Origin of the sequence: Streptomyces sp. NPDC091412 (genome assembly GCF_044756885.1) — a bacterium.
GTDB lineage: Bacteria > Actinomycetota > Actinomycetes > Streptomycetales > Streptomycetaceae > Streptomyces.
The window spans coordinates 169,553-193,728 of record NZ_JBIVTV010000009.1 but is presented as its reverse complement, the minus strand read 5'-3'; the positions used below and the strand labels follow the sequence as shown (position 1 = coordinate 193,728).

The following is a 24,176-nucleotide window of genomic DNA, read 5'->3' as shown; positions in this document are numbered from 1 at the left end:
GATCACTTCCATCGACAGCCCCGAGCAGGTGCGCTCCCGTCTGGAGCAGACCGGCTACCTCGTCGACGACGGGCTCGCCATCGCCTGCTTCCTGGCGCTGCGGCTGCACCGGCCGGTCTTCTGCGAGGGCGACGCGGGCGTCGGCAAGACCGCGCTCGCCTCCGCCCTCGCCGAGGCGCTCGACGCGCCTCTGATCCGGCTCCAGTGCCACGAGGGGATCGACGCCTCGCAGGCGCTGTACGACTGGGACTTCCCCCGTCAGCTGCTGCATCTGCGGGCCGCCGAGGCCGCCGGGGTCAGGGACGCGGAGCGGCTGGAGCGCGAGCTGTACGACCGGCGGTTCCTGGTCGCCCGGCCGCTGCTGCGGGCCCTGCAGACCCAGCCGTCGGTGCTGCTGGTCGACGAGATCGACCGGGCCGACGACGAGTTCGAGGCGTTCCTGCTGGAGCTGCTGTCGGAGTTCCAGGTGACGATTCCGGAGCTGGGCACGCTGCGGGCCGAGGTGCCGCCGGTGGTCGTCCTGACCTCCAACCGCACCCGCGAGGTGCACGACGCGCTGAAGCGGCGGTGCCTGTACCACTGGTTCGACCATCCCGGCTTCGGCCGCGAACTCGCCATCGTCCGGCGCAGGTTGCCGCAGGTGTCGGCGCGGCTCGCGGAGCAGGTGACCGCGCTGGTGCAGGCCCTGCGCGCGGAGGACCTGCTGAAGCCGCCGGGCGTGGCCGAGACCCTGGACTGGGCGCGCGCCCTGGACGCCCTCGGGGCGAACGAGGTGGACGCGGAGCTGGCGGTGGCCACCCTGGGATCGGTGCTGAAGTACCGCGAGGACACGGACCGGGCCCGCGGTCTGGACTTCGCCGCGGTCCTCGCGGGACGGGGAGCGTGATCGCCGTGGCCGGGGAACGACGAGGACACCGCGAGGTACTCGGAGCGGACACCGCAGGGCACAGCACGGACGCCGGGGCGGGCAGGCGCGGCGAAGACCTCGGTCCCAACGGGCCCGACAGCCGGGGCAACGCGCTGCGTCCTCAGGAGCACCAGCCCAACAGCCGTACCACCGCGGCCGTCGCGGGCGCCGGCACAGGGCGCAGTCCGGACGCCGGGGCGGACGGGCATGGAAAAGCTCCCGGTCCGCACGGGCCCGACGAGCTGGGCCCGCAGGAGCACCGACCCCAGATGCGTAGCACCGCGGACGTCACCGGCCCTGCCCAGGACCGCCGCGCCGGGCACACCACGGACGCCAGGGCCGGCAGGCATGGCGAAGGGCGTCGGCCGGAGGGTGATGCCGCGTTGTTGGGGTTCGCGCGGGCGTTGCGGGCCGCCGGGGTCGCGGCGAGCGCCGAGCGGGTGCACGCCTTCCTGCGGGCGGTGGACACCCTGCGCCCCGGGCTGCGGACGGACGTGTACTGGGCGGGCCGGGTGACGCTGTGCGGGGACCGGGACGACCTGGAACGCTACGAGCGGGTGTTCGCCGCGTACTTCGGCACCGACGGGACACCGGCCCGCCCGGCCCGGACCGCTCCCCCGCCCCGGCCGCGACCGGTCCTGCGGGAGGCGCCCGCAGGGTCGCGCACCGGACCGCCCGGAGAGCGGCTGCAGGGGCCGCCCACCGCAACGCTCGCCAGCTCCGCCGAGGTGCTGCGCCACCGCGACGTGGCGGAGCTGGACCCCACGGAACGCGCACAGGTGCGCCGGCTGCTCGCCGCGTTCGCGTTGCGCGGGCAGCCGCGGCGCACCGCGCGGCGACGGCCGGCCCGGCGCGGGGACGTGGACCCGCACCGCACCGTGCGGGAGTTGCTCCGGCTGGGCGGCGAGCCGGCGCTGCTGCGGCGGCACGCGCGCGCGGAGCGGCCGCGGCGGGTGGTGCTGCTGGTCGACGTCAGCGGATCCATGGGGCCCTACGCCGACGCCCTGCTCCGCTTCGCGCACGCCGCCGCCCGGGGGCGGCGCACGGAGGTGTTCACCATCGGCACCCGGCTGACCCGGGTGACCCGGGAGCTGTCGCACCGCGACCCGGACCTGGCCATGGCCGCGGTCGCCGAGGCCGTGCCGGACTGGCGCGGCGGCACCCGCCTGGGTGAGTTGCTGCGGGAGTTCCTCGACCGCTGGGGCCAGCGGGGCATGGCGCGCGGCGCCGTCGTGGTACTGCTGTCCGACGGATGGGAGCGCGGCGACCCGCACCTGCTCGCCGCCCAGATGCGGCGCCTGCACCGGCTCGCGCACCGGGTGATCTGGTCCAACCCCCGCAAGGCGCGCCCGGGCTACGCGCCGCTGGCCGCCGGCATGGCGGCGGCGCTGCCCAGCGTGGACGACTTCGTCGAGGGTCACAGCCTGGCCGCGCTGGAGCGTCTGGCGGCGGTGGTGCAGGGCGCCGGCACGGACGCGGCCGGCCAGGTGCCGGGGTCGTGGGAGAGGAGCTGAGCGTGCGGGACATTCTTCCGGTACTGGAGCGGTGGTACGCGGCGCGGGTGCCGTTCGGCCTCGCGACCGTCGTCACGGTCAGTCGCAGCGCGCCGCGCGACCCCGGTGCGGCGATGGCCGTGGGGCCGGACGACGAGGTGGTGGGGAGCGTGTCCGGCGGGTGCGTGGAGGGGGCGGTGTTCGACCTGGCCCAGGAGGTCGCGGCCGGCGGCGAGGCACGGGTGGCGACGTTCGGCTACAGCGACGAGGACGCGTTCGCGGTGGGGCTCACCTGCGGTGGTGAGATCTCCGTGCTGGTCAGGCAGGTGACCCAGGAGTCCGACCCGGCCTTCGGCGCGGTCGCCGCGTCCGTCGCCGCGGGCGACCCGGTGACCGTGGTGACCGTGGTGGACGGACCCGCCCCGCGCGGGGCGACGCTCGCGGTGTGGCCCGACACGGTGGCGGGCACGCTGGGCGCGGCCGGCCTGGACGTGGCGGTGACCGCCGACGCCCGCGGCGAACTCGCCCTGGGCGCCACCGGGCTCAGGCACTACGGTGCGCGCGGCGAGCGCCGCGAGGACGCCGTCACGGTGTTCCTGCACTCCTTCGCCCCGCCGCCGCGGATGCTGGTGTTCGGCGCGATCGACTACGCGGCCGCGGTGGCCCGTATCGGCGCCTTCCTCGGCTACCGCGTCACGGTGTGCGACGCCCGCCCGGTGTTCGCCACGCCGAAACGCTTCCCGGACGGCGTGGAGGTGGTCGTGGACTGGCCGCACCGCTATCTGCACGGCACGGACACCGACGAGCGCACGGTGATCTGCGTCCTGACCCATGACCCGAAGTTCGACGTGCCGCTGCTGGAGGAGGCGCTGCGCCGGCCCGCCGCCTACATCGGCGCGATGGGGAGCCGCCGTACCCACCACGACCGGCTGGAGCGGCTGATCGACGCCGGCCTGACGGACGACGAACTCGCCCGGCTGCGGTCCCCGGTGGGCCTCGACCTCGGCGCCCGCACGCCGGAAGAGGTGGCCGTGTCGGTCGCGGCCGAGATCGTCGCGCTGCGCTGGGGCGGCACCGGTACGCCCCTGACCGCGACCGCCGGAGCCATCCACGCGACCGGCTCCGCCTGAGTACGAGGAGAAGTCATGGAACTGAACCACGAGTTCACCGTCCCCGTGCCGGTCGACGACGCCTGGCGGGCGCTCCTGGACATCGAGCGCGTGGCGCCGTGCCTGCCGGGGGCCACCGTGCAGGAGTACGACGGCAAGACCGTGACCGGCTCGGTCAAGGTCAAGCTGGGGCCGATCACGGTGACGTACAAGGGGACGGCGGTCTTCGAGGAGCAGGACGAGGCGGCACACCGCATGGTCCTCGTCGCCAGCGGCCGGGAGACACGCGGGCAGGGCACGGCGCGGGCCACCGTCACGGGCACGCTTCAGGAGCGTGACGGCGGCACGGGGGTGGCGGTGCGGACCGATCTGACGGTGACCGGCCGTCCGGCGCAGTTCGGGCGCGGGGTGCTGGCGGAGGTGGGGGACCGGCTGGTGGGGCAGTTCGCCGACTGTCTTTCGCAGCGGCTCGCCGAGACGCCGCCCGTGGCCGCCGGCGCCGCCGCCGGGAGCGCCGAGACGGAGGCGCGCGAGGAGCACGCGGCCCGGTACGCGGAGCCGGAGCCGCTGGATCTGCTGCGCACCGCCGGGGTACCGGTCGCCAAGCGTGCCGCCGTGGCGGTCGGCGCGGCCCTGGCCGTGGCACTGCTGATCGTGGGCGTCCGCCGGCTCCGGCGCCGCTGACCGGACGGCCACTGGGTGCGGTGCGGAGGGTGTCCGTGAGCCTCGATCAGTCCCTCGTTGCCACTGTGACCTGCTGTTCCGACTTGTTCCGGGTTTCTCGCGGGTTTTGCGGATTCGGTGGTGTGAGGCTGTGCGGGAGGGGTACGCGCGCCATCAGCGGATGAGGCATGCATGGCCTCCGCAGCACATGTGCCGCGCATCCCAGTGGGAAGGAGGTCCGTGAAAGCGCACACTCGTAGCGCCCGGGCCGCCGCCACGCATCGAGCGGCCCGGATCTCGCCGAGAAGTCGGAAACGAGAAAGGGAAGAGTGACCCCGGGGCAGCCCCTGAGTCAGGGGCTGCCCTCCTGCGTGGTCACGCCGTCGTACGCCGTCGCGTGGCACGGGTGTGTCACGGGGTGCGGCGTGGCAGCCGGTGCAGTTCCACGTCGGTCAGGCGGCCGCTGGTGACGGTCGCGGTCATGTAGGTGCAGTGGGGTTGGCGGCGGCGGTCGGTCGGGGAGCCCGGGTTGAGCAGGCGCGGACCGGAGGGCGCGGTGGTGTCCCAGGGGATGTGGCTGTGGCCGAAGACCAGGACGTCGAGGCCGGGGAAGCGGGCGGCGCAGCGGGCCTCACGGCCCTGGGCCGGTCCGGTCTCGTGCACGACGCCGAAGCGCAGCCCGTCCAGGTCGGCCTCGGCCACCTCGGGAAGTCGGGCGCGCAGTTCGGGGCCGTCGTTGTTGCCGTAGACGCCGATCAGGCGGCGGCTGCGGCTCTCCAGCAGGTCGAGCGTGGCGGCGTCGACCCAGTCCCCGGCGTGGAGGACGACGTCGGCGCGCGGGAGTTCGGCGAGCAACCGCGGGGGCAGTTCCTTGGCGCGCTTGGGCAGATGGGTGTCGGACATCAGCAGCAGACGCACCAGGTCAGCGTACTGCGGGGCGCCGCGGCGGCGAACCGGCCCAGATCTTCAGCCAAAACTGTTCAGTCCAGACTGGACAGTTCCGTCCGGGCGGTTCTACGGTGCTGTCATGGATCACAAGGCCGGCGAGGTACCGCCGGGCATCTCGGCCTCCGCCGCGCGCGCCGCCCGCGACCTGCGGGTGGTGTTCAGCCGGCTGCGGCGCCGGATCCGTGAGGTCGCGCGGGACGAGGACCTGACCCCGCCGCAGGTGTCGGCGCTCACCCTGGTCGGCAAGCACGGCGCGGCCACGGCCAGCGCGCTGGCCGCCACCGAGGGGGTCCGGCCACAGTCCATGGCCGCCACGCTCGCCGCCCTGGAGCGGCACGGGCTCATCCGGCGCAGCCCCGACCCCGAGGACGGACGGCGCCAGCTCGTCACCCTGACCGAGGGTGGCCGCGAGCGCATCGCGGGCGACCGGCAGAGCCGCGGGGAGTGGCTGACCCGGGCCCTGCAGGACCGTTACACCGAGGCCGAACGGGAGACGCTCCTGGAGGCCTTCGCCCTGCTGGAACGGCTGACCCGGCCCTGAAAAGCACCACAGCCAGAAAAGCTCACCTCCGAAAGGCCCGCCCCCCATGGCACTCACCGCACTCGACCCGCGCACCGCACTCGTCGTGATCGACCTCCAGGCCGGCATCGTCGGCGCGCCCACCGCCCCGTACTCCGGCGCCGAGGTGCTCTCCCGCACGGTCGGGCTCGCCGACGCGTTCCGCGCCAGGAACCTGCCCGTCGTCCTGGTCCGGGTCTCCTTCGCCGCCGACTTCGGCGACGTGCCGCCCGGCCGCACCGAGGCGGTGCGCCCCGGTGGTGGCGCCCGTCCCGAGGGCTGGGACGTGATCGTTCCCGAGCTGGCGGGGCACCCGGGCGACATCACCGTCACCAAGCACAACTGGGGCGCCTTCCACGGCACCGACCTCGATGTGCAGCTGCGCCGCCGCGGGGTGACGCAGATCGTGCTGGCCGGCATCGCCACCAGCATCGGCGTGGAGTCCACCGCCCGCGCCGCCCACGAGCACGGCTACCACGTCACGCTGGCCACCGACGCCATGAGCGACATGGACGCCGAGGCCCACCGGGGCAGTGTCGAGCGGATCTTCCCGCGCCTGGGCGAGACCGGCACCACCGCCGAGGTCCTCGAACTGCTGGCCAAGACGCACGGCTGACGCGGCGAGGCACCTCGCCGCCTCACCGACCGTCTCCCCGGGCCCGTGACCCGGCGCTCGCCCGGACCCGGCGGCTCAGTCCTCACCCCGCACTATGTTCGACTCGTTGCCCGTGCGGTCCTTCTGGGGGCCGCCACGGTCCTCGAGCGCGGGGAGGCAGGTGCGCACGCCCTCCTCCCGCGGACGACGGGCCTGCGCCCAGCCCGTCTCGGGGTGCCGGACAAGGTGCTTCTCGCTGGTGTGCGCGGTCACGACGCCTCATCTTCCTTCTGCGTCAGGTGCTGCGGAGCGGCTCCCTCCGGAACGCCGTGCTCCAAACGACCCGAGTCCCCGGAACCGGTCCCGGCAAACCCCTGACCGGCACCCTGGCCCTGGTCACCCGCCGCCGGAGCCCCCACTGCCGAACGAGCCGCCGGAGCCCCGTCCCAGCGCGGGCGGGTCTGGTCCTCGCCGCGCCTGCTGCCGGACGAGCCGAGTTCGTGCGGGGTCGGCCGGCGGCCGGTCTCCTCGGCGCGGGGCTCCTCGGCCGGCTCACGCCGCCGGCGGACCTCGTGGACCGGTCCGGACTCCGGCAGCGTCGGATGTCGCCACCCCGGGGAGTCCTCGGCTCGCCCTGTTTGACCCTGCTGCCGAGCCGGACGGTCCACACCAGGACCGCCGCGATCACCAGACCGCCGACGACGATGACGGCGATCCCGGCGGCCGAGCCGGCGCCGGCTGCTTCGTACCAGGTGGTGTCCCTGGCCGGCGCCCACCCGGCCCTGCCCGGCCGATGCGTGCCGAGCCGGCGAGGGCGTGGCGCGGACCCGGCCGCGGGGCAGGGCGGTAGCCTCGCCGCCGATGACCGATACGTCCGAAACATCCGCATCCGCCGCCGAGCGGCCCGCCACCCCCTCCCGGCCGTTCGGCCGGAAGCTGTTGGAGTGGGCCTCGACGACCGATCACAAGGTGATCGGCAGGCTCTACATGGTCACGGCGTTCGGCTTCTTCCTGCTGGCCGGCCTGCTGGCGATGGGGATGCGCGCCGAACTCGCCCGGCCCGGCCTGCAGTTCATGAACCAACAGACCTACAACGAGCTCTTCACGATCCACGGCACGATCATGATGCTGCTCTTCGCCACGCCCATGTTCGCGGGCTTCACGAACGCGGTGATGCCGCTCCAGATCGGCGCCCCGGACGTGGCCTTCCCTCGTCTCAACGCCCTGTCGTACTGGATGTACCTCTTCGGCGGGCTCATGGTCGTCTCGGGGTTCCTCGTGCCCGGCGGCTCGGCGGCCTTCGGCTGGTTCGCCTACGCGCCGCTGAACAGTGCCTACTACTCCCCCGGCGCGGGCGGCGACCTGTGGGTGATGGGGCTGGTGGTGACGGGTGTGTCGACGACGCTCGGCGCGGTCAACTTCATCACCACGATCACCACCCTGCGCGCGCCCGGGATGACGATGTTCCGGATGCCGATCTTCACCTGGAACGTGCTGTTCACCTCGATCCTGGTGCTGCCCGCCTTCCCGGTGCTGACCGCCGCGCTGCTCGCCCTGGAGGCGGACCGGAAGTTCGGGGCGCACGTATTCGACGCGGCGAACGGCGGGGCGCTGCTGTGGCAGCACCTGTTCTGGTTCTTCGGCCACCCGGAGGTCTACATCGTCGCGCTGCCGTTCTTCGGGATCGTCAGCGAGATCGTCCCGGTCTTCTCCCGCAAGCCGCAGTTCGGGTACCTGCCGATGATCGGGGCGACCATCGCGATCACCATGCTGTCCGCGGTGGTGTGGGCACACCACATGTTCGCCACGGGCGCGGTACTGCTGCCGTTCTTCTCGATCATGTCGTTCCTGATCGCGGTGCCCACCGGGATCAAGTTCTTCGCCTGGATCGGGACGATGCGGGGCGGCTCGCTGTCGTTCGAGACGCCGATGCTGTGGTCGTCCGGCTTCCTGGTGTCGTTCCTGCTGGGCGGGCTCAGCGGGGTGCTGATCGCCTCGCCGCCGCTGGACTTCCACGTGACCGACTCGTACTTCATCGTGGCGCACCTGCACTACGTGCTGTTCGGCACCGTGGTGTTCGCGATGTTCGCCGGCTTCTACTTCTGGTGGCCCAAGCTCACCGGGAAGATGCTGGACGAACGGCTCGGCAGGATCCATTTCTGGCTGCTGTTCCCCGGCTTCCAGCTGACGTTCCTGGTGCAGCACTGGCTCGGCGCGGAGGGGATGCCCCGCCGGTACGCCGACTACCTGCCCGCCGACGGCTTCACCCTCCTGAACACACTCTCCTCGGCGGGGGCGTTCCTGCTCGGCGTGTCCACCCTGCCCTTCCTCTACAACGTCTGGCACACCTCGCGCCATGGACGGCAGGTCACCGTGAACGACCCCTGGGGGTACGGACGCGCCCTGGAGTGGGCGACCTCCTGCCCGCCGCCGCGGCACAACTTCGACGCCCTGCCCCGGATCCGCTCCGAGGCCCCCGCCTTCGACCTGCACCACCCCGACATCGTCCAGCGGGCAGAACTGGAGGGACGCCGATGAAGGTGGAAGCCCTGCTCTTCGGCGGCGTCGCACTCTTCTTCGGCGGCAGCGCCGCCCTGTACGGCGTCTGGTCGGGCGAGCCGGCCGGCACGGCGGCGCTGGTCATCGCGTGCGGAATGGCGGCGCTGGTCTCCTTCTTCTGCCTGATCCAGTACCGGCGCAAGGGAGTGCGCCCGCAGGACCGCCGTGAGGCCGAGGTCGCCGACGCCGCCGGGCCGCTGGAGTTCTTCCCGCCCGAGAGCACCTGGCCGATCGTCACCGCGCTGGGCTTCTCGGTCAGCGCGCTGGGCGTGGTCTACGGGGTGTGGCTGTTCCTCATCGGTCTCGGGGTGCTGGTGCGGGGGGTGGCGGGGATGGCGTTCCAGTACGTTCACCGGGGCGAGTGACGACCGGTCCCGTCGGGGCTCCGGGGCGGCGCGACCCGACGGCGCGGTGGTCGCTCTCGTAGCCCCCGGTGATGGACTGCCGCACCTCGCCGGTCTCCTCGCCCTCGGCGAGGATCTCCTGTTCCCTGGCCAGCAGGGCGTGGCACAGGGCCCGGGTGACCAGGAAGGCGGCGACGGGGGCCAGCACGAGCGCGATCCGCAGCACCCAGGTGATCGTGTTCACGGAGACCCGGAAGGCGGCCGCGATGATGTCGTTGCCGCCCTCCAGCAGCAGCACGCCGTAGAACACGAGCCCGGCGACGCCGAGGCCGCTGCGGACGGGGCGCTCCCGCGGCCGGTCGCACAGGTGCTGTTCCTGGTGCCACTCCCCCGTCAGCCACTGCTCGGCGAACGGGTACGCGTACAGGACGGCGAACAGCAGCCCCGGCAGGACCACCGCCGGCAGGAAGGCGTTCCACATGATCGTGTGCCCGGCCACGTTCGTCTCCCAGGCCGGCATCAGCCGCAGCGAGCCCTCCAGGAACCCGACGTACCAGTCCGGCTGGGAGCCCGTGGACGCCTGGTCCGGCTGGTAGGGGCCGTACGTCCACACCGGGTTGATCTGGGCGATCCCGGCGAGCAGGACCAGCACGCCGAAGACGGTGAACTGCAGGCCCAGCGAGGAGGCGGTGAACTGGGGAAAGAGCGGTTTGCCGCGCACGTTGCGGCCGCCGCGGCCCGGGCCGCGCCACTGGGTGTGCTTGAGATGGAAGACCAGGATCAGGTGCGCGACGACCAGCGCGATCAGGACGCCCGGCAGCAGCAGGATGTGCAGGCTGTACAGCCGGGGGATGATCTCGTGCCCCGGGAACTGGCCGCCGAACACGAGGAAACTCGCGTAGGTGCCGATCACCGGCAGGGACAGCACGATCGCCTGGGCGATGCGCAGCCCGGTGCCGGAGAGCAGGTCGTCGGGCAGGGAGTAGCCCGCGAAACCCTCGGCGACGGAGAGGGCGAACAGCGTCACCCCGATGACCCAGTTGATCTCCCTGGGCCTGCGGAAGGCACCGGTGAAGAAGATCCGCAGCAGGTGCGCGCCGATCGCGGCGACGAAGACGAGCGCCGCCCAGTGGTGGGTCTGCCGCAGCAGCAGCCCGCCGCGGATGTCGAAGCTGATGCGCAGGGTGGAGTCGAACGCCTCCGACATGAGCACCCCGCGCAGTGGCGCGTACGACCCGGCGTAGGCGACCTCGCTCATCCCCGGCTGGAAGAACAGCGTCAGCCACACGCCGGTCAGGACCAGCACGAGCAGGCTGTACAGGGCGAGCTCGCCGAGCAGGAACGACCAGTGCTCGGGGAACGCCTTGCGCATCAGCCCGCCGCCCTCGGACAGCGGCAGCCGGGCGTCCAGGAAGCCGGTGAACCGCTCACCGGGTCCGGCGCCGCGTACGGGGCGCCCGCGCCGTGCCGGGCTCACGGCTCCTCCGCTCCGCCGCCCTCGTCCCGGCCGCCTTCGCCCGCCTCCGGGGCCGACCGCGCGGCCCTCTCCACGCCGGCCTCGATCTCGGTGCGCGGCTTGCCCTCGTCGCTCGCGTACTCGCTCAGGGCGGCCTGGAGATCACGGGCCAGGTCCCGCCAGGCCCGCCAGGCCGTCTCGTACGTCTCGCTCTGCGTTCCGGTCCACTGCGCCTGCGCGGGCGGTCCGTAGTTCTGCCGCAGCTGCTCGACCCGGTCGTGTGCCTCGTCGGCCGCCCGCTGCTTGGCCACGAGCTCTTCGAAGGTGTGTGACACAGCCCAGGACCCTAAGCACGACCGGCGCACGCGGCAGTCCCGACCTGCCGGGCGGGGACGCGGCATACCCGTGTGGCGGGTCGCGGCGCCGCGGGCGGGCTCAGAGCGCCAGCTCGCTCCACACCTGCTTGCCGCCGCCGGACGGCACGGTGCCCCAGGCCGCCGACATGGCCTCGACGAGGAGGATGCCCCGGCCGCCGGTGGCCTGCCAGCCGATGCTGGTCGGCTTGACCGGGGTGCGGGGCGAGGCGTCGGCGACGGCGACGCGCAGCCGCCGGTTGACCAGGGTGAGGTCCAGGCGGACCTGGCCGTCGGTGTGCACGAGGGCGTTGGTGACCAGCTCGGACACCACGAGGAGCACGGCGTCGGTGTCCTCCGTGACGCCCCAGGAACGCAGGGTGCGCCGGGTGAAGCGGCGGGCGTGCCGGACCGCTTCGGGCACCCGCCACACCGACCAGCTCTCCCTGAGCGGGCGTACGGCCATGCCGTCGTAGCGCATCAGCAGCAGCGCGATGTCGTCGTCGCGGCCCGCGCCGGTCAGCAGGACGTCGGCGACCAGGCCGAGATGGGAGGGGTCGGCGGCGGCCAGGTCGTGGGCGAGTCGGGCCATGCCCACGTCGATGTCGGCGTCCGCGGACTCCACCAGGCCGTCGGTGGTCAGGGCGAGCACCGTGCCGGGTTGCAGCCGCAGCGGGGTCATCGGGAAGTCGGCCTGCGTCAGTACGCCGAGCGGGGGCCCGCCCTCGGTCTCCGCGATCTCGGTACGGCCGTCCGGGTGGCGCAGCACCGGCGGAGGGTGTCCGGCGCGTACGCACCAGGCGGAGCCCTGCTCCATGTCGACCTCGACGTACGCGCAGGTGGCGAACAGGTCGGTCTCCATCTCCAGCAGGAGGCGGTTGGCGTGCGAGACCACCACGTCCGGCGGGTGGCCCTCGGCTGCGTAGGCGCGCAGGGCGGTGCGCATCTGGCCCATCAGGGTGGCGGCGCCCGCGTTGTGGCCCTGCACGTCGCCGATGACGAGGGCCACGTGGTGGTCGGGCAGCGGGATCACGTCGTACCAGTCGCCGCCGACCTCCAGTCCGGCCGTGGCCGGCAGATAGCGGGCCACCGCCTCGGCGCCGGGCAGTTGCGGCAGACGGCTGGGCAGCAGGGTGCGCTGGAGCATGCCGACGAGTTCGTGCTCGGCGTCGAAGGCGCGGGCGCGCAGCAGGGCCTGCCCGGCCAGGCCGGCCGAGGCGGTGAGCAGGGCGCGTTCGTCGGGGCCGAAGTCGTGCGGGGTGTCCCAGCCGATCAGGCAGGCGCCCGCCATGCGGCCGGCCGCGGGCAGCGGCAGCACCGCGAGGCCGCCCGGGCCGACGTCGGCGAGGGCCGGTTCGAGGGTGGCCCCGGCGGGCCAGATCTGGGCGCGGCCCTCGCGCAGCGCGGCGGCCAGGGTGGGCATGGCTCGCACCGGCGCGTCCGGCCACTCGGTGCGCCACTGAAGGCGCCACAGCTCGGGCCAGGCATCCGGTTCGGGCGGGTCGAGGACGGTGACGACGAGCCGGTCGTTCTCCAGCTCGGCGAGCGCGATCCGGTCGGCCCGCAGCGGTGCGCGCAGCGCGGCCACCACCGCCTGGCCGACGTCCCGGACGGTGCCCGCGGTCGCCAGGGCGGCGGCGAGCCGCTGGACGCGGGCGACGTCGTTGACGCCGGGGCGCAGCGTGGAGGCGTCGGCGACGGTGCCGACCAGGCGGGCCGGACGGCCCTCGCCGCCGGGCAGCAGCCGTCCGCGCAGCCGCAGCCATCTGGGTTGGCCGCCCGGTCGCAGGGCGCGGAACTCCAGCTCGCGTTCGCCGATGGACATGTGGTCGGCCTCGACCACGGACATCAGGGACGGCAGGTCCTCCGGCACGGTCAGCGCGAGCAGTGTCTCCACTTTGCCGTCGAAGCCGGGCCGGCCGATGCCGAACAGGTCCAGGATGCGGTCGCCGACCTCCACTCTCCCGCTGTCCATGGCGAGGCTGAACGCGTCCGGCGGCAGCTCCTCGCCCTGGGCGGCCTCCGTGGCCTCGGGGCACGCGACGGCCTCGGCGATCAGTTCGAGGCACGCGCGGCCCTCGTCGTCGAAGCCGCCCGGCTCGTCGGTGACGGCGAGCAGCGCGCCGCCGTCCGGCCCGCGCAGGGGTAACGCGGCCAGGGAGAAGACGTCTTCGGCCGGCATCCGCCGGAAGTCGGCGGAGCCGGCGAGTTCCTCGGGTCGCAGCCACACGGGCCGGCCGGAGCGGCAGGCGTCCGCCGCCGGGGACCGTCCGGCCAGGGGGTAGCTGTCCCGCAGCCCGTACAGGGTCCGCGGGACGCCGACCGACTCGGACAGGCACAGCAGTTCGCCCGTCGCGGCACGGATGTAGACGCCGGCGAACGCGGCCCCAGTGAAGACCAGGGCCTGCTCCAGCACGCGGCGCAGCCGGTCGGCGGTCGCCGGTGCGGAGGTGAGCGTTCTGAGAGCGAGTTCGGCCCGCGGGGTTGTCGTTCTTCGTGCAGTAGCGCCCTCACTGACCACATTGGTCATTACAGCGTGTATCGGACGATTACGCAGCCCCTGTGACAGTTCCGGGAGTTCCGGGGTGGACGACGCCCGAAAGGTTCGCACGTGTGGCGGAGGGCGCGGCTGCCGGACGACCGATCGGTCCGGCCCTCCGCCGGGAGGGCCGGACCGATCCACTGACCGGCGGGCACCGCCGGCCGGCAGGCCGGTCGGTGGCGTGGGGGAGCCGGTCAGCGGCCCGGGGCGAGCGGCTCAGGGGGTAGCCGCCCGGGGGCCGTTCAGGGGGTCCGGGTGCGCCCGGAGCCGTACGCGGGGCCGGAGTTGTGGCCACCCGCGCCGGACTGGCGGTCACCCGCACCGGACGGGTCGGTGCCGGACTGGCCGGCGCCGGGCTGCTGGTCGCCTGCGTCTCCGGCGTCGCCGGCCGCGTCTCCGACGTCGCCGGCCGCGCCGCCGCCGTCGCCCGCGCCGAGCGTCGCGCCCGTCGCCTGGAGGGCGGTGGTGACCGGCTGGAAGAAGGTCTCGCCGCCGCGGGTGCAGTCGCCGCTGCCGCCCGAGGTGAGGCCGACCGCGCCGCCGTCCTGTGTGAACAGGGGGCCGCCGCTGTCGCCGGGCTCGGCGCAGACGTTGGTCTGGATGAGGCCCGTGACGGTGTCGACACCGCCGGTCTCGCTCTGGAAGTTGACGGTGGCGTCGAGGCCGGTGACCGTGCCGTTGCGCAGTCCGGTGGTGCTGCCCATGCGGAACACCGTCGCGCCGACGGTGGCCTCGGCCGCCCCGGTGATCTCGACGCTCTGCCCGTTGCCGACGTCGACCGCGCTCGGGGCCTGCGTGCCCGGGTCGTCGTACGTGACGAGGGCGAGGTCGCTGCCGGGGAAGGTGGCCTGGTCCACGGTGGCCACCGGCGCGCCGTTCTGGGAGTCGGACCACTGCTCGGCCGCGACGCCGCAGTGCCCGGCGGTCAGGAAGGCGGGACTGCCGTCGCCCGCGGTGACGTTGAAGCCGAGGGAGCAGCGGACGGTGCCGCCCTGCGTCCGGGCGAAGATGGCGTCGCCGCCGGAGGCGAAGGTCTTGAAGGTGCCGGCGGACTTCTTCAGGGTCGCCATGCCGGAGCCGAGGCCGCGGACGGTGGACCGGAGCCTGTTCCACCTGGCGCCGGTGACCGTGCTGTCCGCGGTGACCACGACCCTGTTGGTGCGGGGGTCCACGGCCCAGGAGGTGCCGGGGATGGAGGCCTCGGCCTTCAGGGTCCGGGCCGCGGAGTTCAGGGCGGCGGTGCTGTTGCCGACCTGCCGGACGGACGCGCCCGCCTTCTTCGCCCGGAGGGCCATGCCGGAGTCGCCGCCCACCACGTTGACGACGAGCCGCCGTTCGGCGCTGTCGTAGTAGGAGCCCGCGAAGGAGTCGCCGAGCGCCGTGGCGAGTTGCGCGGAAAGGCCCGAGGCGTCCGCGGCCCTGAGGGTCCTGGGAGTGGCGTCGCCCGCCGCGCCGTCCTGGGAGGCGTTGGCGTTCGGGAGCAGCACCGCCGCCGCACCGAGCGCCACCACGCCGCCCGCCGCTATCGCGGCCTTGCGCTTCGGAATTCGCTTGTGACTCAAACTTCTCGACCTCCTGGGGACGGGGCCTGTACCGCCGTCCGGTGGCGGTTGGGGGACGCCTGGACGGCAGTTGGTACGCAGGGGGCGGGCGACGTGTTCAATCCCGATCGCCAACTCCCCACGGACCATGCCGAATCGGCCAACTCCCCCGGCCAGCAGTGGCTGATGGGACGCTCCGCGACCGCAGGGCGACGGACGGTTGCGAACAGCAAGCGGAATCCAGGCTTCAGCGAATCTGCACATCGAATGCCCAACGAAGTCACCGCGGTCGGAGGATCTGCACAGCCGCGCGCCCCCTGCGAGGGCTTCGGGGCCCGGTTCCGGACGCACCGGCGCAAGGGCAAGGGAGGCGGTGCGCCGATGCGGTGCGGTGTGTGAAGAAGTCGCCGCCATGCCGTTGCCGAGCCTGCACGCTTCCTCGGTCGCATCGACAAGTGCCCTGGTGGGAGGCCTGGTTGAGTGGAATCGGCGGGCCGCACCGTGCTTACATCCATCGCAGCGCGGGACCCCAGCCGGGCGCTCGGGAAGGGGCCCGGTACCCGCGGTCGCGGCCGTCTTTCCCCAGAGAAGGCCGCTCCCCCCTTGTGAGACATCCATATGAAGGGACGTTCCATCATGAACCCCACCCCCCAGGTTGAGACCGCCGAGATCTCCGACGCCGAGCTCGACAACGTCTCCGGCGGTCTGTCCGTGAACGCCCTGGGCACCGCCACCGGCCTGGTGGACAGCGTTGTCCCGGTCTCCGGCGTGGTGAACACGGCCGTCGGCACGGTCGAGGGTGCCACCGGTCTGAGCACCGCCCCGGTCGCCAACCTGGTCGCCGGTCTCTGATCGCACCTCGTTGCCGCCGAGTCCCGGGACCGCACGCCGGTTCCGGGGCTCGCGGTTGCCGCAGGAAGCCATAACGTGCAGTTCCGACAACAGGCCCTCGCCAAGCTCCAGTCGCCGGAAGAACTCGACCTCCCGGTGCGGCTCGCCCGCCCCCAGGGATGGCTCGTCCTGTCCGTCACCCTCGTCGCCATGGCGGCCGCGTCCCTGTGGGCCGTGACCGGATCGGTGGCGTCCACCGTCGGCGCGCCGGCCATCCTCACGCACGGGCAGGGCAGTTACGTTCTCCAGAGCCCGGTCGCCGGACAGGTCACCGCGGTCCTCGCCAAGGAGGGCGAGCGGCTGCCCGCGAACTCGCCCGTGCTCACGGTGCGTACCGGCCAGAGCGAGGAGACCGTGCGCACGGTGGCCGCCGGCCGGATCACCACGCTCGCCGCCACCATCGGCCAGATCGTCTCCACCGGCGCGGACGTCGCGGCCGTGGAGAAGGTCGCCCATGCCTCCGACCCGCTGTACGCGACCGTGTACGTGCCCGCCGAGAACGCCGCCGCCATTCCCGCCGGCGCCTCGGTCGACCTGACCGTCTCCTCGGTGCCCGCCCAGCGCTACGGCGTGCTGCGCGGCCATGTGAGGACGGTGGACCGGTCGGCCCAGTCCGCCCAGCGGATCGCCGCCTTCCTCGGGGACGGGCAACTGGGCGAGCAGTTCACCCGGAAGGGCCGGCCCGTCGCCGTACTCGTCCGGCTCGACACCTCGTCCGCGACGGAGAGCGGCCTCGCGTGGTCGTCCGCCGGCGGACCGCCGTACCGGCTCGACTCCATGACCCCGGCCGCCGCCTCGATCCGGCTGGCCGACCAGCGTCCCCTCGATTGGCTGCTGCCGTGACCACCACCCAGGAGACCGGCGGCCGCCGGCGCGCCGCCCGGCCCCGACGGCCCGTCCCCAAGGGGCGGGGCAGGACGGTCCGCACGCCCACCGTGCTCCAGATGGAGGCCGTGGAGTGCGGCGCCGCCTCGCTCGCCATGGTCCTCGGCCACTACGGCCGCCATGTCCCGCTGGAGGAGCTGCGCATCGCCTGCGGCGTCTCCCGGGACGGCTCACGGGCGAGCAACCTGCTGAAGGCGGCCCGCGGTTACGGTCTGACGGGCAAGGGCATGCAGATGGACACCGCCGCCCTCGCCGGGGTGAAGGCGCCGGCCGTTCTCTTCTGGGAGTTCAACCACTACGTCGTCTACGACGGCATGGGCCGCCGGCTCGGCCGGCGCGGGGTGTTCGTCAACGACCCCGGCAAGGGCCGCCGGTTCGTGCCCATGGAGGACTTCGACACCAGCTACACCGGTGTCGTGCTGGTGATGGAGCCCGGCGAGGACTTCGAGCGGGGCGGCCGCAAACCCGGAGTGCTGGGCGCCCTCCCGGCCCGGATGCGCGGCACCGCGGGGACGATGCCGGCGGCGGTGCTGGCCAGTCTGCTGCTGGTCGTGGTCGGCGCGGCGGTGCCCGCGCTCGGCCGGACCTACATCGACACCTACCTGATCGGCGGCCAGACCTCGCTGCTGGGCGTGCTGTTCGCGTCGATGGGCGCGTGCGTGCTGCTCACCGTCGTGCTGACCTGGTTGCAGCAGGCCAACCTGCTGCACGGGCGCGTCATCTCCTCCACGCTCGCCAGCGCCCGCTTCCTGCGGCATCTGCTGCGGCTGCCGGTCACGTTCTTCGCCCAGCGCAGCCCGGCCGACCTGGTGCAGCGGCTGGCCTCCAACGACCAGGTGGCCGAGACCCTCGCCCGCGACCTGGCGGCGGCCGGAGTCGACGCGGTGGTCGTGGTGCTGTACGCGCTGCTGCTCTACACCTACGACCCGCAGCTGACGTTCGTCGGTATCGGCGTGGCCCTGCTGAACGTCGTGGCGATGCGGGTCGTCGTACGGCTGCGCGCCACCCGGACGGCGAAGCTGCGCGCGGACAACGCCCGGTTGACCAACACCGCCTACACCGGGCTCCAGTTGATCGAGACGATGAAGGCGACCGGCGGCGAGGACGGCTACTTCCGCAAGTGGGCCGGGCAGCACGCCGCCACCCTGGAGGAGCAGCAGCGGCTCGGGGTGCCGACCGCCTGGCTGGGCGTGGTCGCACCGGCGCTCGCCACCCTCAACAGCGCGCTGATCCTGTGGATCGGCGGAATGCGGGCCGTCGAGGGGCACATCTCGGTCGGACTGCTGGTCGCGTTCCAGGCGCTGGTGACCCGGTTCACCGCGCCGCTGACCCGGCTCAACGGCGTCGCGGGCCGCATCCAGGACTTCGCGGCGGACGTGGCCCGGCTCAAGGACGTCGAGAACTTCCAGGCCGACCCCCTGTACACCCGCCCCGGCGGCGGGGACTCCACCCGGCGGCTGCGCGGGCACGTGGAGCTGGAGAACATCACCTTCGGCTACAGCCCGCTGGACAAGCCGCTGCTGACCGGCTTCGACCTGACCGTCGGACCGGGCCGGCAGGTGGCGCTCGTCGGCGGCTCGGGCAGCGGCAAGTCGACGGTCTCCCGCCTGATCTCGGGCCTGTACACGCCCTGGGACGGAGTGATCCGCATCGACGGGCAGCGCCTGGAGGACATCCCGCGTGGGGCGCTGGCGGCCTCCGTGTCCTTCGTCGACCAGGACGTATTCCTCTTCGAAGGCACGGTCCGCGACAACGTGGCCCTGTGGGACCCGTCGATCCCGGACGACGCCGTGGTGGAGGCGCTGCGCGACGCGGCCCTGTACGAGGTCGTGACGCGCCGCCCCGGCGGCATCCACAGCGGGGTCGAGCAGGACGGCCGCAACTTCTCCGGCGGGCAGCGTCAACGCCTGGAGATCGCCCGCGCGTTGGTGCGCCGGCCCAGCATCCTCGTGCTCGACGAGGTGACCAGCGCCCTGGACGCCGAGACCGAGCGGGTCGTGATGGACAACCTGCGGCGGCGCGGCTGCGCCTGCGTGGTGATCGCGCACCGGCTGTCCACCGTGCGCGACAGCGACGAGATCGTCGTGCTCCAGCACGGCACGGTCGTCGAACGCGGGCGGCACGAGGAACTGGTCGCGCGCGGCGGCGCGTACGCGGCGCTGGTCAGGGAGCGGTGAGATGACGACGGCGGACGAGCCGGACCTGGTACTGGGCGCGCTCGGCTCCCTGGGTACGCCGATCGACTGCTCGGGCTTCAACCGGCTCGACCTGGCGGGCCCTCAGGAGCTGTGGCTGATCGCGGCGGGCGCGGTGGACCTGTTCGCGGTCGACGCGGCGGAGCAGGGGCACTGGCACCACCTGGGGCGGCTGGAGGCGGGCTCGCTGCTCCTCGGTCCCGTCGCGGGCCCGCGGCACACCGTGGTCGCACGCCCGCTGCGGGACTGCGTGGTGCGCCGCATCGGGCTGCGCGAGCTGTACCAGCCGGCCGGCACCCAGACCTGGTCGTACGACGAGTACGGCAACCCCCAGTACGTTCCGCCGCAGACCAGCCCGCTGGAGTACGCCCTCGCGCTCGGCGTCGGCCGCGGCCTGTCCGTGCTCTTCCAGGCGCCCATGGCCGAGGAGCGGGCGGCAGCGCCCACGGACGACGACGTGTTCTGGATGCAGGTCCCGCCGGGCAGCGTGCAGTACGGGTCGCTGTACGGCGCCCAGGCCGCGGCCGATCTGCTGATGGACCCCGCCCTGTGGCAGAGCATGGTCGATCAGCAGTACCGGCTGCTGACCGCCCTGGACCGCTGGATCGAACAGCTGGAGCGCACCCACGAGACCCGGACGGCGGCCGGTATCAAGGCCGGTGAGGCGGTGCGCGCCCAGGCCGACCGGACGCTGCTGGCGTCCATCGGCCGGTCCTCGGCGGGGCGGCCCACGGCCGCCGACGCCGACGCCGGTTACGCGGCCTGCGAACTGGTCGCCCGGGCCGCCGGGATCACGCTGGCCGCACCGCCCCAGGCCGGCACCGAGAGCGACCGGCTGGACCCGGTGGAGCGGGTCGCCCTGGCCTCCCGGGTGCGTACCAGGGCCGTACGCCTCCAGAGCCGCTGGTGGCGGGAGAACATCGGCCCGCTGGTGGGCCACCGGGCGTTGTCCGGGGCGCCGGTCGCGCTGCTGTGGCGGCGCGGCGGATACGTCGCCGTGCACCCGGCCACCGGGCGGGAGAACCCGGTGGAGAGGGCGAACGCGGAGGAGTTCGAGCCGCGCGCGGTGATGTTCTACCGGCCGCTGCCCGACCGCCGGCTCGGCCCGCTCGGGCTGCTGCGGTTCAGTCTGCGCGGTACCGGCGGTGATCTGCTGAGCCTGCTGTCCGCCGGGTTGGTGACGGTCGCCCTCGGGGCGCTGGTGCCCATCGCGACCGGCAAGGTGCTCGGCCAGTACGTGCCCAGGGCCGAGCAGGGCCTGATCGTGCAGGTGTGTCTGGCCGTGATCATCAGCAGTGTGGTGGCGGCGGCCTTCACGCTGCTGCAGAACCTGACCGTGCTGCGGCTGGAGGGGCGTATCGAGGCCAGCCTCCAGTCGGCCGTGTGGGATCGGCTGCTGCGGCTGCCGACGAAGTTCTTCACCGAGCGGTCCACCGGCGAACTGGCGAGCGCGGCCATGGGGGTCAGCGCGATCCGCCGGCTGCTGGCGGGGGTCGGCCCGGTGGTCGTCCAGTCGGTGACCGTGGGCGCGATGAACCTTGCGCTGCTGTTCTGGTACAGCGCCTCCATGGCGCTGGCGGCGCTCGGCATGCTCGTGGTGATCGGCGCCGTGTTCCTCGGGCTCGGGCTGTGGCAGGCGCGGTGGCAGCGGCGTCTTGTGGTGCTCACCAACAAGCTGAACAACCAGGCCTTCCAGACGCTGCGCGGACTGCCGAAGCTGCGGGTGGCGGCGGCCGAGAACTACGCGTACGCCGCCTGGGCGTCCCAGTTCGCGCACAGCCGTGAACTTCAGCAGAAGGTGGGCCGGATCAAGAACCTCACCACGGTGCTGGGCGCGGTGTACCTGCCGGTGTGCACGCTGCTGATGTTCATGCTGCTGGCGGGCCCGGCGCGCGGCTCGATGTCGGCGGCGGCCTTCCTGGCCTTCAACACCTCGGTGACGATGCTGCTGACCTCGGTCACCCAGCTGACCGGCGCCTTCGTCTCGGCGGTGGCCGCGCTGCCGCTGCTGGAGGAGATCAGGCCGGTGCTGGACGCCACGCCGGAGGTGCGCACGGCCAGTACCCGGCCGGGGCCGCTGTCCGGGGCGATCGAGGCGCGGCGGCTGTCGTTCCGCTACACCGACGACGGGCCGCTGGTCCTCGACGACGTGTCCTTCGCGGTGCGGCCGGGCGAGTTCGTGGCGGTCGTCGGACCCAGCGGCTGCGGAAAGTCGACACTGCTGAGGCTGCTGATCGGGTTCGACCGGCCGCTGTCCGGCAGCGTGCTGTACGACGGTCAGGACCTGGCGGCCCTGGACCAGTCGGCCGTGCGCCGGCAGTGCGGTGTCGTGCTCCAGCACGCGCAGCCGTTCACCGGTTCGATCCTGGACGTCATCCGCGGCACGGAGCCGTGCACGGCCGAGGAGGCGATGGCGGCGGCCGAACTGGCGGGGCTGGCGCGGGACATCGAGCGGATGCCGATGGGCCTGCACACGCTCGTCTCGGGAAGCGGCGCGGTCTCCGGCGGCCAGCGGCAGCGGCTGATGATCGCCCAGGCCCTGGTGCGCCGGCCGCGGATCCTCTTCTTCGACGAGGCGACCAGCGCGCTGGACAACGACACGCAGCGCACGGTGATCGAGAGCACCCGCAAGCTGAACGCCACCCGCGTCGTCATCGCGCACCGGCTGTCGACGGTGCTGGACGCCGACCGGGTCGTCGTGATGGAGGACGGCAAGGTCATCCAGCAGGGGCCGCCCGCCGAACTGCTCGCGGACACGGGCGGGCGGCTGCACGAACTGGTGCGGCGGCAAATGGCGTGAGGGCCGGTCCGCGCCGTTCGGCCCCGGCGCCCGGGCGGTTCAGTCCTGGCCCGGGACGGGCGCCCCGGAGGGTACTCCGGCGGCGACGTACGCCTCGTAGAAACCCTTCCACTGGGCGTGGACCCCGGCGTGCGGTCCCTCGAAGCGCTCGCCGCGCGCCAGGGCGTCCAGGGCGGCCAGGCAGACCTCCCAGCCGGCGCCGTTGCGGGCGGCGGTGTCCTCGGCGGCGAGGACGTCGGTGAGGGTGAAGCGGGTGTGCCGATCGTCGATTTCCTCGAGGTCGAAGTGGAGTTCGCTGTCGCCCCACTCGAAGGACAGGTGCCGGGGCGGGCCGACGGCGAGCACGGTGCCGGTGAACTCGTCCGCGCCCGTCTCCCCGCGGAAGGCGATGGTGCCGCCGGGCCGCAGGTCCATCTCGGCGCGGAACGGGAACCACCGCGCGAGGTCCCCGGGGTCGGTCACGAAGTGCCAGACGCGGTCCACGGGGTGGCCGTAGGCACGGGTGAAGCGAAGGGCGGGGCGGCCGTCGCCGAGCCGCAGAAAGGTGCCGGTGAGATCGACGGGCATGGGGATCAGTCCTTCGTCCGCTCGCAGGGGTCGGGCGTCGACGGAATGTACCGGCCCGGGCCCGTGCGAAACACGTGGAACCGCCGGGCCGGGCGCGACGGCCTTCACTCGCAGGCACTCGACCCCGGGTACGCTCCGGCCGACGCCAGGGGCGCTCCGCCGATGCCAGGGACCGGCGGGCGGCCCCACTCCGCCCGCCGGTCCCTTTGTGCGGAATCGCCCGGTCCCCGCGGCAGGGCCCGCACTCCCCAGTCACGGGACCCTTCAGGTGTGTGCGAGGAACGCGCGATCCCGGTCTCAGAACGCGAAGACGCTCGTCATTGAAGCGTTCTTCACGCACTCGTTGGCATAGGTGCGCTCGTAGGAGACGCGCCTGCCCTGCCAGACGCCCTGGGCCGTGACCACCACGGGGTTGTACTCCCTGGTGCATGCCACCCGGTCGTCCGCCGTCAGCGCGGCGAAGTCACCGTCCGCGCCGCGCAGTTCCGCGCACGCCTCGGTCGCGGCCGGGTGGGTACCGAAGGACGTCGGCGCGCAGCTCAGGGTCACGGCGCGCTCCGGCGCGGCGTTCGCCGCGCCGACGCCGTGCCCCACGGTGAGTACCAGGGCCGAGGGGGCGTAGAGGCCGGCGGCGGCCGGTGCTGGGCCGGCGAGGGCCGGCGCCGTGAGGGGCCCGCAGACGGCGGTGGCCGTCAGGCCGAGGGTCACTGCCCAGCGCGCGGTGTTCCGCATCGTGTGCTTCCTTCCGCTGGAAGTCGTCGGGTGCCGGCCCCGGCTCGGTCGGTGCCGGAGCGGCGTGCGGGAGTCTGCCGAGTCCGGGGCGGAAACTCACGTCGAACCCGCGGGTTTCAGTAACCTTGCGTATTGAATCAGTGGCGCGAAGTCACGGAACGCCGCCGCGACAGCCCTTTGTCCATGGGCCCGGCGATCATCGGATCCGGCCGGATGGCCTGTTTCCCCGCGCTCGTCAATCGTCCTGAAACACTCCCGTTCCGCTCTCGGCGGACTTGTCCGCGACCCCTTGTGTTCATGTACGAGCCGCGTAATGGTCATTACATGATTACGACAGAGCAGCGAGAGAAAGTGCGCGGCTGGTTCGCCGGCCGTCTGCCGGACGATCTGTTCGAGGAACTGGTCGAAGTGGCGGTGGACCGCGAGGAGATCACCGTCATCGGCCGGATTCCCGCGCCCCGGCTCGCCGGGGACGCCGGGCCCGCGGAGCGGGAGGCGGCCGTCGAGGGCCGGGTGGGGGAGTTCCGGGAGCGCACCCGGGAGGACCGGATGGCGGTGGCCCGCGAGGCCGAGCACCGGTTCGGCCGGAAGGTGTCCTGGGGCGTGGAGTGCGCCGGGCGGCGCGCGCTGTTCACGCATGTCGCCGCGCCCGTCATGACCCGGCTGCGCCAGCCCGAGCGCCAGGTCCTCGACACCCTGATCGCGGGCGGCGTCGCCCGCAGCCGCAGCGACGCCCTCGCCTGGTGCGTGCGCCTGGTCCAGCGGCACACCGACGACTGGCTCGGCGAACTGCGCGCGTCGCTGGAACACGTACAGCGGGTCCGGGCCCAGGGACCCGATGCCCGGCCGGAGGACGCCCACGACGAGGAGGCTCACGACGAGGACACCCGCGGCCGGGGCATCCCCAACGGGGAGGGGTGAACGGAGGGTGGAGGATTCATCCACCGGTGGCGTGAAAGATGGACGAACCGTCCTCTGGTGCGGCTCACGCACGGCGCCTTAGCGTCAGCGGACCCCCGAGGACGGTGCCCTTTCCC

The 24,176-nt window shown here is 73.3% G+C and carries 22 protein-coding genes; 13 read left to right on the top strand and 9 right to left on the bottom strand.

The features are described from left to right. Position 1: 1 nt before the first annotated feature. The 4 genes from ACIQMV_RS22950 (at position 2) to ACIQMV_RS22935 (ending at position 4,193) form a co-directional block, all read left to right on the top strand. A complete protein-coding gene (locus tag ACIQMV_RS22950; RefSeq protein ID WP_384181306.1) occupies positions 2-886 on the top strand; it encodes an AAA family ATPase in 885 nt (294 codons plus the stop codon). Positions 887-1,176: 290 nt separating this feature from the next. Next, entirely contained in the window at positions 1,177-2,421 is a 1,245-nt protein-coding gene (locus ACIQMV_RS22945; RefSeq protein ID WP_402595095.1) for a VWA domain-containing protein, read from the top strand. Between the two features lie 2 nt (positions 2,422-2,423). Next, on the top strand, positions 2,424-3,530 hold the full coding sequence (locus ACIQMV_RS22940) for an XdhC family protein (protein ID WP_402595093.1): 1,107 nt from the start codon (positions 2,424-2,426) through the stop codon (positions 3,528-3,530). 15 nt (positions 3,531-3,545) lie between these two features. Continuing rightward, on the top strand, positions 3,546-4,193 hold the full coding sequence (locus ACIQMV_RS22935; protein WP_402595091.1) for an SRPBCC family protein: 648 nt from the start codon (positions 3,546-3,548) through the stop codon (positions 4,191-4,193). A 390-nt stretch (positions 4,194-4,583) separates the two neighbouring features. Here ACIQMV_RS22935 and ACIQMV_RS22930 read toward each other — a convergent pair whose 3' ends face one another. Then, positions 4,584-5,090 (bottom strand): metallophosphoesterase family protein, encoded by a 507-nt coding sequence (locus tag ACIQMV_RS22930; protein WP_402595090.1) that lies wholly within the window; start codon positions 5,088-5,090, stop codon positions 4,584-4,586. A 109-nt stretch (positions 5,091-5,199) separates the two neighbouring features. Here ACIQMV_RS22930 and ACIQMV_RS22925 point away from each other — a divergent pair, with 109 nt between their 5' ends. Beyond that, positions 5,200-5,661, top strand: coding sequence for a MarR family winged helix-turn-helix transcriptional regulator (locus tag ACIQMV_RS22925; RefSeq protein WP_141355444.1), 462 nt, complete (start codon positions 5,200-5,202; stop codon positions 5,659-5,661). 46 nt (positions 5,662-5,707) lie between these two features. After that, positions 5,708-6,295, top strand: coding sequence for a hydrolase (locus ACIQMV_RS22920; RefSeq protein ID WP_141355446.1), 588 nt, complete (start codon positions 5,708-5,710; stop codon positions 6,293-6,295). A gap of 75 nt (positions 6,296-6,370) precedes the next feature. Here the strand turns inward: ACIQMV_RS22920 and ACIQMV_RS22915 are convergent, their stop codons facing one another. Together ACIQMV_RS22915 and ACIQMV_RS22910 are read right to left on the bottom strand one after the other, a co-directional pair. Beyond that, positions 6,371-6,547, bottom strand: a complete 177-nt coding sequence (locus tag ACIQMV_RS22915; protein ID WP_172632754.1) for a hypothetical protein — start codon at positions 6,545-6,547, stop codon at positions 6,371-6,373. A gap of 22 nt (positions 6,548-6,569) precedes the next feature. Next, the gene (locus ACIQMV_RS22910; protein WP_402595088.1) at positions 6,570-7,157 is read right to left on the bottom strand and encodes a DUF6479 family protein; all 588 of its coding nucleotides are present in this window, start codon (positions 7,155-7,157) and stop codon (positions 6,570-6,572) included. On the opposite strand from ACIQMV_RS22910, the gene ctaD reads away from it, so the two are divergent. Further along, positions 7,136-8,812: a cytochrome c oxidase subunit I gene (ctaD, locus tag ACIQMV_RS22905; RefSeq protein WP_402595086.1), complete on the top strand. Its 1,677-nt coding sequence runs from the start codon at positions 7,136-7,138 to the stop codon at positions 8,810-8,812. The two genes, ACIQMV_RS22910 and ctaD, sit on opposite strands and share 22 nt — an antisense overlap. Continuing rightward, on the top strand, positions 8,809-9,198 hold the full coding sequence (locus ACIQMV_RS22900; RefSeq protein WP_141355450.1) for a cytochrome c oxidase subunit 4: 390 nt from the start codon (positions 8,809-8,811) through the stop codon (positions 9,196-9,198). The genes ctaD and ACIQMV_RS22900 overlap by 4 nt, the downstream gene beginning before the upstream one ends. Here the strand turns inward: ACIQMV_RS22900 and ACIQMV_RS22895 are convergent. The 4 genes from ACIQMV_RS22895 to ACIQMV_RS22880 form a co-directional block, all read right to left on the bottom strand. Beyond that, positions 9,128-10,549: a cytochrome bc complex cytochrome b subunit gene (locus ACIQMV_RS22895; protein ID WP_402595212.1), complete on the bottom strand. Its 1,422-nt coding sequence runs from the start codon at positions 10,547-10,549 to the stop codon at positions 9,128-9,130. The two genes, ACIQMV_RS22900 and ACIQMV_RS22895, sit on opposite strands and share 71 nt — an antisense overlap. A gap of 101 nt (positions 10,550-10,650) precedes the next feature. Beyond that, entirely contained in the window at positions 10,651-10,968 is a 318-nt protein-coding gene (locus ACIQMV_RS22890; protein ID WP_365417993.1) for a WXG100 family type VII secretion target, read from the bottom strand. Positions 10,969-11,068: 100 nt separating this feature from the next. Next, positions 11,069-13,516: a SpoIIE family protein phosphatase gene (locus tag ACIQMV_RS22885; protein ID WP_402595083.1), complete on the bottom strand. Its 2,448-nt coding sequence runs from the start codon at positions 13,514-13,516 to the stop codon at positions 11,069-11,071. A gap of 254 nt (positions 13,517-13,770) precedes the next feature. Beyond that, positions 13,771-15,090, bottom strand: coding sequence for a S1 family peptidase (locus ACIQMV_RS22880; RefSeq protein ID WP_402595081.1), 1,320 nt, complete (start codon positions 15,088-15,090; stop codon positions 13,771-13,773). Between the two features lie 615 nt (positions 15,091-15,705). On the opposite strand from ACIQMV_RS22880, the gene ACIQMV_RS22875 reads away from it, so the two are divergent. From ACIQMV_RS22875 to ACIQMV_RS22860, 4 genes are all read left to right on the top strand, one after another. Beyond that, positions 15,706-15,921: a type A2 lantipeptide gene (locus ACIQMV_RS22875; RefSeq protein WP_141355458.1), complete on the top strand. Its 216-nt coding sequence runs from the start codon at positions 15,706-15,708 to the stop codon at positions 15,919-15,921. 75 nt (positions 15,922-15,996) lie between these two features. Then, on the top strand, positions 15,997-16,803 hold the full coding sequence (locus tag ACIQMV_RS22870) for an HlyD family efflux transporter periplasmic adaptor subunit (RefSeq protein ID WP_402595079.1): 807 nt from the start codon (positions 15,997-15,999) through the stop codon (positions 16,801-16,803). Continuing rightward, positions 16,800-19,022 carry an NHLP family bacteriocin export ABC transporter peptidase/permease/ATPase subunit gene (locus ACIQMV_RS22865; RefSeq protein WP_402595077.1) on the top strand — a complete coding sequence of 741 codons (2,223 nt, stop codon included), beginning with the start codon at positions 16,800-16,802 and terminating at the stop codon, positions 19,020-19,022. Before ACIQMV_RS22870 ends, ACIQMV_RS22865 begins: the two co-directional genes overlap by 4 nt. 1 nt (position 19,023) lies before the next feature. Next, on the top strand, positions 19,024-21,840 hold the full coding sequence (locus ACIQMV_RS22860; protein ID WP_402595075.1) for an NHLP bacteriocin export ABC transporter permease/ATPase subunit: 2,817 nt from the start codon (positions 19,024-19,026) through the stop codon (positions 21,838-21,840). 39 nt (positions 21,841-21,879) lie between these two features. Here ACIQMV_RS22860 and ACIQMV_RS22855 read toward each other — a convergent pair whose 3' ends face one another. Both ACIQMV_RS22855 and ACIQMV_RS22850 read right to left on the bottom strand, forming a co-directional pair. Then, a complete protein-coding gene (locus ACIQMV_RS22855) occupies positions 21,880-22,407 on the bottom strand; it encodes an SRPBCC family protein (RefSeq protein WP_402595074.1) in 528 nt (175 codons plus the stop codon). Between the two features lie 297 nt (positions 22,408-22,704). Then, positions 22,705-23,139, bottom strand: a complete 435-nt coding sequence (locus ACIQMV_RS22850; RefSeq protein WP_401777186.1) for a subtilase-type protease inhibitor — start codon at positions 23,137-23,139, stop codon at positions 22,705-22,707. A 324-nt stretch (positions 23,140-23,463) separates the two neighbouring features. Here ACIQMV_RS22850 and ACIQMV_RS22845 point away from each other — a divergent pair, with 324 nt between their 5' ends. After that, a complete protein-coding gene (locus ACIQMV_RS22845; RefSeq protein ID WP_402595072.1) occupies positions 23,464-24,060 on the top strand; it encodes a hypothetical protein in 597 nt (198 codons plus the stop codon). Positions 24,061-24,176 lie beyond the last annotated feature (116 nt).

Bases quoted from the DNA above. Each gene is read 5' to 3' on its own strand.
- ACIQMV_RS22945 (WP_402595095.1), top strand. From the start codon at position 1,177: ATGCGTAGCACCGCGGACGTCACCGGCCCTGCCCAGGACCGCCGCGCC.
- ACIQMV_RS22935 (WP_402595091.1), top strand. From the start codon at position 3,546: ATGGAACTGAACCACGAGTTCACCGTCCCCGTGCCGGTCGACGACGCC.
- ACIQMV_RS22925 (WP_141355444.1), top strand. From the start codon at position 5,200: ATGGATCACAAGGCCGGCGAGGTACCGCCGGGCATCTCGGCCTCCGCC.
- ACIQMV_RS22920 (WP_141355446.1), top strand. From the start codon at position 5,708: ATGGCACTCACCGCACTCGACCCGCGCACCGCACTCGTCGTGATCGAC.
- ctaD (WP_402595086.1), top strand. From the start codon at position 7,136: ATGACCGATACGTCCGAAACATCCGCATCCGCCGCCGAGCGGCCCGCC.
- ACIQMV_RS22910 (WP_402595088.1), bottom strand. From the start codon at position 7,157: ATGTTTCGGACGTATCGGTCATCGGCGGCGAGGCTACCGCCCTGCCCC.
- ACIQMV_RS22900 (WP_141355450.1), top strand. From the start codon at position 8,809: ATGAAGGTGGAAGCCCTGCTCTTCGGCGGCGTCGCACTCTTCTTCGGC.
- ACIQMV_RS22895 (WP_402595212.1), bottom strand. From the start codon at position 10,549: ATGCGCAAGGCGTTCCCCGAGCACTGGTCGTTCCTGCTCGGCGAGCTC.
- ACIQMV_RS22885 (WP_402595083.1), bottom strand. From the start codon at position 13,516: ATGACCAATGTGGTCAGTGAGGGCGCTACTGCACGAAGAACGACAACC.
- ACIQMV_RS22875 (WP_141355458.1), top strand. From the start codon at position 15,706: ATGAACCCCACCCCCCAGGTTGAGACCGCCGAGATCTCCGACGCCGAG.
- ACIQMV_RS22860 (WP_402595075.1), top strand. From the start codon at position 19,024: ATGACGACGGCGGACGAGCCGGACCTGGTACTGGGCGCGCTCGGCTCC.
- ACIQMV_RS22855 (WP_402595074.1), bottom strand. From the start codon at position 22,407: ATGCCCGTCGATCTCACCGGCACCTTTCTGCGGCTCGGCGACGGCCGC.
- ACIQMV_RS22850 (WP_401777186.1), bottom strand. From the start codon at position 23,139: ATGCGGAACACCGCGCGCTGGGCAGTGACCCTCGGCCTGACGGCCACC.
- ACIQMV_RS22845 (WP_402595072.1), top strand. From the start codon at position 23,464: ATGATTACGACAGAGCAGCGAGAGAAAGTGCGCGGCTGGTTCGCCGGC.